Source organism: Flavobacterium sp. HTF (genome assembly GCF_003105115.1).
Lineage (GTDB): Bacteria > Bacteroidota > Bacteroidia > Flavobacteriales > Flavobacteriaceae > Flavobacterium.
The window spans coordinates 1-9,386 of sequence record NZ_QETH01000129.1 but is presented as its reverse complement, the minus strand read 5'-3'; the positions used below and the strand labels follow the sequence as shown (position 1 = coordinate 9,386).

The following is a 9,386-nucleotide window of genomic DNA, read 5'->3' as shown; positions in this document are numbered from 1 at the left end:
CAATTCAGGCGCGTAAACCGATACTCCGGTCATTGGCTGATTTTGAGAATCTGTTAAAAAAAAGAAAAAAGAAATAAAGGAAAAAAAAAAAAAGGAACACCAAACAATAAGGGCTAATATTAAAACAAAAAAAAAAAAAAAACAACCACTACAACAAAAAAAAAAAAAAAAAAAAAAAACGAACACCAAAAAAAAAAAAAAAAACAAAAAAAAAAAAAAATAAGAAAAAGCTTAAATGTTGATACCACATTTAAAACAGTACAGTTCGGTTTTGCCACACAATACTTATAAAAATACCCAGATAAATAATACAAAACAGAAAATTAATAAAACTTGATGCAAGGAATCCTAATAATGATCCGGTTGCCGCTTTTAAAGCCCGTTGATGATTCTTTGAATCGTACATCAATTCACCTATTAACGCCCCTACAAATGGCCCTATAATAACTCCAAACGGAATTGGAGAAAGTATTCCGACAATTAAACCAATATTTGTTCCCCATACTCCGTAAGAACTACCGCCAAATTTTTTTGTTCCTTTTGCCGGAATTACATAATCCAGAATGGTGATGATTACGGTTATAAAAAGCGTAATTCCAAGAATCCAATAATTGTTTTCTACCGCCTTTGTCAGATAAAGCAACAACAAGCCCACCCAACAACTTGAGAGACCTGGCAAAACTGGCATGAAACTGCCAAAAACACCAACAACCATACACACAAACCCGAGCAATAACAATAGTGAATCCATATTTTTTGTAATTTTGCACTTACAATAATTTAGTAATATTATAATGTGCAGACTTTTAGCAATTTTATTTTTAAGCTTTTTTTTGATTTTACCAATCAATAATTCTATACATGCGCAAACCAAAAAGCTTCCTATAGAAGATCAGTTGATACAGGACAGTATATATAAAAGTAATAAGAAAAAGATATTAAATTTTTCTATGAAAGATTTTGATGCTCTTTTCTTTGAATACTTTAATCGCAAAAGCGATTCAAATATTGTTTTAAGCAAAATTGAATTTTACAATTACACTGTACAGATTGCAACATTTTCTGATCGCCTGGCAATCTTATATCCTGACCAAAAACAAGTTGCAGTACAAAATAAAGAAAAATGGCTTTCTGAAAGTTATGAAGAATATCTGCAATACAAAGCTTCACAAAAAAAATAATTGTATTTTTATACCTCAGATTTTCTTAGTTCAATTCAACATTAATCCATTGAAGCAGTTTTCACTTTTTTTATTCGTTTTACTTTTACATTCTTGTCAATATTTTGAGAAGCAGATTCCGTCTGAAAAAGAGTTATTGCAAAAAGAACTAAAATCTATCAACTGGAAAGAAGTGGATGAATTTCCGTCTGTTGCCGATTGCGAAAAAATTGCTGAAAAAAAACTGCGTCAACAATGTTTTTTTGAAAAAATGGCACAACTTATTCAGGAAAAATTAGACATTGATTCTCTTGCTGTTCTTTATCCCCAACTTGATACTATACAGGTTAAAGTGACTGTTTTTCCAAACGCTACAATAAAGTTTGCACCGCAGTTTCCACAAGATTCTGTTGCATACGACACCATCAAAGTTGACAGTATTTTGCAGGCGCGTTTAATAGATTTTCCAAAAATAAATCCCGCAATAAAACGTGGAGTTCCCGTAAAAACACAATTTATACTGCCCGTGATTTTGAAGGAAAAGAATACGAAGTAGATTTTGAAATTTTAAACTCTAAATTTTCGATCCTTCCATTTATAAGAACCGGACAAACTGTATAAAGCAACAACAACACTGAAAAAAGGATAGAGCAAACTACTCAAAAACAAGCTTTTTATCCGTGTATTTCTCAGAAAATTATTTGTTACTGAAAGCAGTACAAAGTCAATTCCAAACTTTAAAAAGACAAACAAAACAAAAAGTGGCCAGGAACTGATTCTAAAAATCAGCAGTAAAAATCCAATTACAAAACTCAGGTTGGCAAAGAAAACAATCAATCCTAAAGCTTTTCCGAAAGTACTTTCATATGAAGCTGTTTTGGCAGCCCAGCGAACTCTCTGATGAAATAAAGATTTCCATGTTTCTGTGGGTTTTGTGTTGACAATTGCTTCTTTAGATTTTAAATAATGAACCTGCTCCGGATAAATATTTACAACTTTTTGGAGTAAAAAAACATCATCTCCGCTTGCGATTTTATTGTTTCCTTCAAAACCATTTACTTTTTCAAATAATGTTTTCCTGTAAGCAAAGTTGGCCCCATTGCACATAAAAGCTCTTTTTATCCCGAAACTGCCAATTGTTGCTCCCTGCAAACTCGTGAGATCCAATTGCTGAAAATGATCCAAAAAAGAATCTTCGCCATTATAAGTGACAGCTCCGGCCAACATAGAAATATTATGTTCCTGAATATAATTATCAAAAGTCAACAGCCAGTTTTCCGGCACCACACAGTCGGCATCTGTGGTAATAACCCAATCGGTTTTTACCTGTTTCATTGCTGTCTGGATTGCATCTTTTTTGGGTGAATTTGAAACACGAATATTGTCCATTATGGAAAGCTGAAAACTAAAATCTAATACTTGAAATTTTGTATCAGAATCATCATCGATTAAAATAACTTCAAATAAATCAAAAGGATAATTGAGATTTTGAAGACTCTCTAAAAGGATCGGCAGGTTTTCCTCTTCATTGCGAAACGGTACAATTACAGTAAAACCGGTTGTGGGTTTTAAATTAGGGCTTTGGTATTTTTTAACCTTAAAAAAACCATAGATAAGCAGGCCAATTGTAATTACATAAATTGTTAATATGATGAACAAAGCCAGACTCATGCAACGTTTTTTGTTTTAAAATTGAGCACATAATAGCTTCCTAAAATAACCGGAAGCACAACATTTAAAAACCACATTAAAGTGGAAATAAAAACAACAATCCACTCGTTTACGCCTAAAATTCCGAAAAAATAAATAGCAACGCTTCCTTTTACGGCAAAATCCAAAAACTGAAATGTAGGCAGCGAAGAAGCCAGAAAATAAACAGATGTTACCGCAGCCATTAAAGTTAAATAGGGCAGATCAACATCAAAAGCAAGGAATAAAAAATAATATTGGTGGGAAAAAACCAAATAACGACAGATTCCCAAAAAGATGTTTTTTTGATGAACAGGCTTCGGAATTTCATTGATTTTATGAATAAGTTTCTCTATTGAATATCCTCTTATTTTTATTTTTTTTATGGAAAACAAAATAACTAAAATCAATAAAAACCCACCAAATAAAACCGCAACTGTTTTGGGTGTGATGACACTGAACTCAGCATTAAAATACAGCAATCCGAAGATACCAAAAATGACCGTTAAAATCATTTGAACACCATTACAGATCAGGTTTAGGAAAACTACTTTTTTGGCATCTGATTTTGGATAATACAATGCTTTTCCGGCGTACTCTCCTACTCCGTTTGGTGTAAAAATTCCGGCTGTTAATGCGGCTAAAACTTGTTTTGTAGCTTCTCCAAGTGAAATTCCATGAATTACTTTAGCAAGATTTTGCCATTTTAGAATTTCGAAATAACGATTCAAAACACTCAAAAGTAAAATAAAAACTATTCCTGAAACAGATTGGTTTTTACGGAACAATATGAGGAATTTTTGCCAGTCCAGTTTATCATTATTCGCCAGCTGATTGTATATAAAATAAAATGCACCGCCAACAATTAAAAGTTTGACCAGAAGAACAAGGAATTGTTTAGCTTTGTGAGGAATTGAAATCATGCTGCAAAAGTAATCAATTTGAAAATGCGGCAATTTGAAAATTAGAAAATGAATTGCTGATTTTCAAAAAACCTGAAGCTTCAAACCTGAAACCTGAAACTTGAAACAAAAAATCACTTGACAAAAGAACGCATCATATTAGGCATTGACCCGGGAACAACCATTATGGGTTTTGGATTGATAAAAGTCATCAATAAAAAAATGGAATTTTTGCAATTGAATGAATTGCAGCTTTCCAAATACGACAATCATTACCAAAAACTTAAAATCATTTTTGAAAGGACTATCGAATTAATCGAAACACACCATCCGGACGAAATTGCGATCGAAGCCCCTTTCTTTGGCAAAAACGTACAATCGATGCTAAAGCTGGGACGTGCTCAGGGCGTTGCCATGGCCGCGGGACTTTCCAGAGACATTCCGATTACAGAATATGAGCCTAAAAAGATAAAAATGGCAATTACCGGAAACGGAAATGCCAGTAAAGAACAGGTAGCCAAAATGCTTCAACAACTCTTAGGTTTAAAAGAATTGCCTAAAAACCTCGATTCAACAGACGGTCTGGCAGCGGCTGTTTGCCATTTTTTTAATTCAGGAAAGATCATTGCCGGAAAAAGTTATTCGGGCTGGGATTCTTTTGTGAAACAGAATGAGGACAAGATTAGAAAATAATTATATTTGTTAAAATTAACCTAACAAATTACCTAATGACAAAACTCAAATTTATTGCCTTTATTCTGTTTACGGCATTGATTGCCTCTTGTTCTTCTGATGATAATAAAGACGAGAACGAATCAGAAGAATCTTATTTTAACTTTACCTACAATAATGAGACAAAAACAGTTACCACCTGGGAAGCTCTGAAACAAGGTGATTTTATAGAAGTATTAGGAACATCCTCTCAAGGTCTGGCTATCGATTTTAAATTTAACATTTATGGAAATTTATATCAGGCTCTAACAAATCCAGCTACTGCAAATAGTAACTTTCCTCATCTGGAAGCATCAGAAATCTTTACTGCAAACACATTTACTTTTACGCTGGAGAATCTAAATACCACAGACAAAACAGTACAGGTAAAGTATTCCGGAAAAGTATATGAAAATGGTTATGACCTGGATTCAGAATCTGTCAATGTGAGCGGTTCATTTAAAGTTTCGTACAAAGAGATAGACCCTTTAATTCCTAATCAGGGAACTTCTGCAAAAATAGACGGAAAAGACTGGCATGGTTTATCGATGAGTACATCGAATGAAAATGGAGTTAAAATACTGAATATTGATAATGACAGCGAATATAATTTTGGCATCACCCTGCCAGATGATTCTGAAACTGGCGCGCATACTTTTACAAATGATTCTGAAATTAAGGTTGCTTTTCAAAAATATGATCTTACAACTAAAGAATACGTAAATTATGAAGTAGCAGGAACAATAACTTATACTACTATTAGTGATTTTTATGTTGAGGGAAAATTTAGTTTAACTGCTACTCATCCAACAAATAATTCAAAAATTGTAATTTCAAACGGTTCATTCAAAGAAGGTATTCCGTTATTCTAAAAAAACATAATTTATCATTAATTAATGTTGATTATTGAAGAGCAAGATTTATCTTGCTCTTTTTTTATTATGTCAGGAATCTATATTCATATCCCTTTTTGCAAACAGGCTTGCCATTACTGTGATTTTCATTTTTCAACTTCAATGAAGAAGAAAGAAGAAATGGTTTTGGCTTTGGCCAAAGAAATTGTAATGCGCAAAAGTGAGTTTACGAATGATGTTATTGAAACGATCTATTTTGGTGGCGGAACCCCTTCTGTTTTGGAAAATTCTGAATTGCAATTTCTAATTGATACCGTTTACCAAAATTATAAAGTTGCCGAAAATCCTGAAATTACGCTCGAAGCAAATCCTGATGATTTGTCTAAAGAAAGGATTTCTGAATTATCTAAAAGCCCTGTAAACCGTTTGAGTATCGGCATTCAGTCTTTTTTTGAAGAAGACTTAAAAATGATGAACCGCGCTCATAATTCGCCGGAAGCCAAAAATTGTCTTGCCGAAGCCACAAAATATTTTGATAACATCTCACTCGATTTAATTTACGGAATTCCGGGAATGAGTGACGAAATGTGGAAACAAAATATCGAAACAGCTTTGAGTTTTGGTATTCCGCATATTTCAAGTTATGCTTTGACGGTTGAACCCAAAACGGCTTTGAGTAAATTAATCCAAACCGGGAAAATTGCCCAGCCTCAGGATGAAGCCGCTTCAAATCATTTTATAATTTTGGTCGATACACTTCAAAAAAATGGTTTTATTCATTACGAACTATCCAATTTTGGAAAGGAAAATTATTTCTCCAAAAATAATTCAGCGTATTGGCTAGGTAAAAAATATATCGGAATTGGTCCGTCTGCGCATAGTTATGATGGCGAAAAGAGAGGGTGGAATATTGCAAATAATTCGCTCTACCTAAAATCGGTTCAGAACAATGAGCTTCCTATTGAAACTGAAATCCTGACCCTGTCAGATCGTTATAATGAATATATCATGACCGGTTTACGAACAATTTGGGGCGTATCTCTGGAAAGAATTGAAAATGAATTTGGATTAGAATATTTGAACTACCTGAAAAAACAATCTCAAAAATTCTTAAACGACGATTTGCTTTTCATAGAAAACAATATTTTAAAACCTACCCTAAAAGGAAAATTTTTGACTGATGGAATTGCTTCAGATTTATTTTATTTAGATTTGTAATAAAAAACTTTCTTTATGAAAATCACTATCCTGGATGATTATCAAAATGCTGTTAAAAAGCTTGAATCATTCAAAATTTTAAAAGGGCTAGATGTTCAGGTTATAAATTATACTGAAAAAGATATTCCAAAATTAGCTGCTTTGCTACAAGATTCTGAAATTATAATTTTAATTCGGGAAAGAACAGAAATTACAGAAGACTTACTTTCAAGGTTACCAAAGCTGAAATTAATAAGCCAGACAGGCAAAAAATCAAATCATCTTGACATAAACGCCTGCACAAAACACAATGTTGCTGTAGCGGAAGGCATTGGATCTCCAGTCGCTCCATCAGAACTTGCCTGGACATTAATTCTAAATACGGTTCGTCAGATTCCACAAGCTATTCAAGGAATGCAAGATGGAAAATGGCAGATTAATGTGGGATCAACAATTCGCGGCAAAAAAATTGGTATATGGGGATATGGAAAAATTGGGCAGCAAATTGCTAAATATGCAAATGTATTTGGAGCAAATGTTCTAGTTTGGGGAAGTGAATCTTCCAGAAATCAAGCTGTTCTGGATGGATTTGAAAAAGCAGCATCTAAAGAGGAATTTTTCTCAACAAGCGACATAATCACATTACATCTCAGACTAAATGAACAAACTTTCGAAATTGTAAAAGAAGCTGATTTAAATTTAATGAAACCAGATGCTGTTTTAATTAATACCGCTCGTGCCGAATTAATTGAAAAAGGAGCTTTGCTTAAATCCTTAAAAAATGGCAGACCCGGATTTGCCGGCTTAGATGTTTATGAAGAAGAGCCTGTTTATGATACAGATTATGAATTATTGAAAATGCCAAATGTTGTTTGTACTCCTCATATAGGTTATGTTGAAAAAAACAGCTACGAACTTTATTTTGAAAAAGCATTCGAAAATGTTATTAATTATATCAATAGAAATCCAACAAACATTGCAAATCCAGAAGCATTGTTATAATTTTATTCGATTCTAAATTCAGTATCTAATGATCGCTAAAATCAACAACTTCGAAATTGACTTATCAAAACCCATTGATATCTCTATTCCATTAACAAATACTGATGAAAATCCGATCGCCTGGTACATTGAAAAACCAGCCATTGAACCTGTAGTTTTTGGCGACTGGATCGGGAAAGTTTCTGAGGGAAAATCATCTACCAATTTCAATAATATTTTCTTCAATCCGCATGGGCATGGAACACATACAGAATGCCTGGGACATATCACCCGTGAATTTTACAGCATTAATCAGTCTTTAAAACAGTTCTTCTTTTTTGCAAAATTGATTACTGTTTCGCCTGAAAACATCGGTGAAGATCTGGTTATTACCAAAAATCAAATCGCTGATGCTCTAAACGGATCAAAACCTGAAGCAATCGTGATTAGAACGCTTCCGAATTCAAAAGACAAAAAATCCCGAAAATATTCGAATACAAATCCGCCTTATCTGTCTGAAGATGCTGCAATCTTCATCCGCGAAAGCGAAATTCAGCATTTGCTAATCGATTTACCAAGTGTTGACAGAGAACATGACGAAGGGAAATTATTAGCGCATAAAGGTTTCTGGAACGTAAAAAACACCGAAAATTTAAATAGTGACGCAAGATTAAATGCCACAATTACAGAAATGATTTATGTTCCGGATGAAATTGGCGATGGTGATTATATCCTGAATTTACAAATCGCTTCGTTTGAAAACGACGCCAGTCCCAGCAAACCGGTTTTATATAAACTATTTTAGAGTTTAGATTGTAGAATTTAGATTCTACTTCTGTGCAAAAATCTAATTTCTAAAATCTAAAATCTACAATTAATTATGATAGAAATTTCAAAAGATAAAAACAAACTTGACGTTCTGTTTATTCAGAATTTTTTAAAAGATATTTATTGGGCAGCCGGCAGAACTATAGAAGAAGTGCAAAGAACAATTGATGCTTCCGTTTGTTTTGGAATTTATCTTAACGGTAAACAAATTGGCTTTGCCCGTGTCATTACAGATTATGTCGTTTTTGCCTATTTAATGGATGTTTTTATTTCAGAAGAATTTCGCGGAAACGGTTATTCTTCTTTATTGATTGAAAAAATGATGAATGATCCTGAACTTCAGGAGGTAAAAATTTGGCGTTTAGCAACAACAGATGCTCACTTTTTATATGAGAAATTTGGTTTTACACCATTGGCACATCCTGAAAAAATGATGGAAAAAGTGGTGAAATAATTCTTTTATAACAAAACTAAACTGTTGAAAACAAAATGAAACAGAAATGATATCTTTGTAATTAAACATTCTATCAAACAGTTAATGAGAGTATTAAACCTGCTAAATAACACTATTTTTCATTTTGGTTTTTTTAAAATCATTTCTCTTACTGTTTTTCACTTTTCTGCTTTTTCAAAATCTTTCAGCACAAAATTTTAGTAAAAAGGATACCGCTAATTTTATTTATTATCCCGATAAAATAATGGTCAGGGCAAACTTAAGCACCCAGACTGATTCTTATTTTTTAAAATCAAAAGAGAGTGTGAATCTAAAGCTGGTTCCAAATAACGAATACAAGTTATTCTTTACTGTTGATTATAAGTTTATTGGTTTTAGTTATGGTTTTTTTCCAAAGTTTTTTGGTGCTAATAATGACAATGATTTAAAAGGTAAATCTTCTTTTTCAGATTATAACTTCCGTCTTTTTTTGGGCATTGGCTTCAGAATTTTAATTATAGCAAAGTCCGTGGCTTTTATGTCGAAAATATGTCTGATTTTTTACCAGACTGGAATAAAGGAAAAGATCCTTATTTACAGTTTCCAAACCTCAAAAATGAGACTTTCGGAA

The 9,386-nt window shown here is 32.9% G+C and carries 11 protein-coding genes and 1 pseudogene; 9 read left to right on the top strand and 3 right to left on the bottom strand.

Annotation, left to right across the window (positions count from 1 at the left end):
- Nucleotides 1-250: 250 nt before the first annotated feature.
- Nucleotides 251-751, bottom strand: a complete 501-nt coding sequence (locus DCO46_RS21265; protein WP_116754485.1) for a DUF456 domain-containing protein — start codon at nt 749-751, stop codon at nt 251-253.
- A 199-nt stretch (nt 752-950) separates the two neighbouring features.
- Between DCO46_RS21265 and DCO46_RS22580 the strand changes: the two genes are divergently transcribed.
- Both DCO46_RS22580 and DCO46_RS21255 read left to right on the top strand, forming a co-directional pair.
- On the top strand, nt 951-1,181 hold the full coding sequence (locus DCO46_RS22580) for a hypothetical protein (protein ID WP_124019591.1): 231 nt from the start codon (nt 951-953) through the stop codon (nt 1,179-1,181).
- 49 nt (nt 1,182-1,230) lie between these two features.
- On the top strand, nt 1,231-1,716 hold the full coding sequence (locus tag DCO46_RS21255; protein ID WP_116754487.1) for a hypothetical protein: 486 nt from the start codon (nt 1,231-1,233) through the stop codon (nt 1,714-1,716).
- Between the two features lie 11 nt (nt 1,717-1,727).
- Here the strand turns inward: DCO46_RS21255 and DCO46_RS21250 are convergent, their stop codons facing one another.
- Complete coding sequence (locus DCO46_RS21250) at nt 1,728-2,831, bottom strand: glycosyltransferase family 2 protein (RefSeq protein WP_116754483.1); 1,104 nt, start codon at nt 2,829-2,831, stop codon at nt 1,728-1,730.
- A complete protein-coding gene (locus DCO46_RS21245) occupies nt 2,828-3,772 on the bottom strand; it encodes a lysylphosphatidylglycerol synthase domain-containing protein (RefSeq protein ID WP_116754482.1) in 945 nt (314 codons plus the stop codon). The genes DCO46_RS21250 and DCO46_RS21245 overlap by 4 nt, the downstream gene beginning before the upstream one ends.
- A gap of 117 nt (nt 3,773-3,889) precedes the next feature.
- Here DCO46_RS21245 and ruvC point away from each other — a divergent pair, with 117 nt between their 5' ends.
- The 7 genes and pseudogenes from ruvC to DCO46_RS23460 form a co-directional block, all read left to right on the top strand.
- On the top strand, nt 3,890-4,444 hold the full coding sequence (gene ruvC, locus DCO46_RS21240) for a crossover junction endodeoxyribonuclease RuvC (RefSeq protein ID WP_116754481.1): 555 nt from the start codon (nt 3,890-3,892) through the stop codon (nt 4,442-4,444).
- Nucleotides 4,445-4,479: 35 nt separating this feature from the next.
- Nucleotides 4,480-5,334 (top strand): hypothetical protein, encoded by an 855-nt coding sequence (locus tag DCO46_RS21235; protein WP_116754480.1) that lies wholly within the window; start codon nt 4,480-4,482, stop codon nt 5,332-5,334.
- Nucleotides 5,335-5,403: 69 nt separating this feature from the next.
- The gene (gene hemW / locus DCO46_RS21230) at nt 5,404-6,534 is read left to right on the top strand and encodes a radical SAM family heme chaperone HemW (RefSeq protein ID WP_116754486.1); all 1,131 of its coding nucleotides are present in this window, start codon (nt 5,404-5,406) and stop codon (nt 6,532-6,534) included.
- A 15-nt stretch (nt 6,535-6,549) separates the two neighbouring features.
- Nucleotides 6,550-7,515: a D-2-hydroxyacid dehydrogenase family protein gene (locus DCO46_RS21225; RefSeq protein WP_116754479.1), complete on the top strand. Its 966-nt coding sequence runs from the start codon at nt 6,550-6,552 to the stop codon at nt 7,513-7,515.
- A gap of 28 nt (nt 7,516-7,543) precedes the next feature.
- The gene (locus DCO46_RS21220) at nt 7,544-8,299 is read left to right on the top strand and encodes a cyclase family protein (protein WP_116754478.1); all 756 of its coding nucleotides are present in this window, start codon (nt 7,544-7,546) and stop codon (nt 8,297-8,299) included.
- Between the two features lie 75 nt (nt 8,300-8,374).
- Nucleotides 8,375-8,776 (top strand): GNAT family N-acetyltransferase, encoded by a 402-nt coding sequence (locus DCO46_RS21215; RefSeq protein WP_116754477.1) that lies wholly within the window; start codon nt 8,375-8,377, stop codon nt 8,774-8,776.
- Between the two features lie 304 nt (nt 8,777-9,080).
- Nucleotides 9,081-9,386 (top strand): annotated as a pseudogene (locus DCO46_RS23460) (hypothetical protein); the annotation flags it as partial.

Excerpts from the sequence above, each read along its gene's own strand:
- DCO46_RS21265 (WP_116754485.1), bottom strand. The coding sequence starts at position 751 with ATGGATTCACTATTGTTATTGCTCGGGTTTGTGTGTATGGTTGTTGGT.
- DCO46_RS22580 (WP_124019591.1), top strand. The coding sequence starts at position 951 with ATGAAAGATTTTGATGCTCTTTTCTTTGAATACTTTAATCGCAAAAGC.
- DCO46_RS21250 (WP_116754483.1), bottom strand. The coding sequence starts at position 2,831 with ATGAGTCTGGCTTTGTTCATCATATTAACAATTTATGTAATTACAATT.
- DCO46_RS21245 (WP_116754482.1), bottom strand. The coding sequence starts at position 3,772 with ATGATTTCAATTCCTCACAAAGCTAAACAATTCCTTGTTCTTCTGGTC.
- DCO46_RS21235 (WP_116754480.1), top strand. The coding sequence starts at position 4,480 with ATGACAAAACTCAAATTTATTGCCTTTATTCTGTTTACGGCATTGATT.
- hemW (WP_116754486.1), top strand. The coding sequence starts at position 5,404 with ATGTCAGGAATCTATATTCATATCCCTTTTTGCAAACAGGCTTGCCAT.
- DCO46_RS21225 (WP_116754479.1), top strand. The coding sequence starts at position 6,550 with ATGAAAATCACTATCCTGGATGATTATCAAAATGCTGTTAAAAAGCTT.
- DCO46_RS21220 (WP_116754478.1), top strand. The coding sequence starts at position 7,544 with ATGATCGCTAAAATCAACAACTTCGAAATTGACTTATCAAAACCCATT.
- DCO46_RS21215 (WP_116754477.1), top strand. The coding sequence starts at position 8,375 with ATGATAGAAATTTCAAAAGATAAAAACAAACTTGACGTTCTGTTTATT.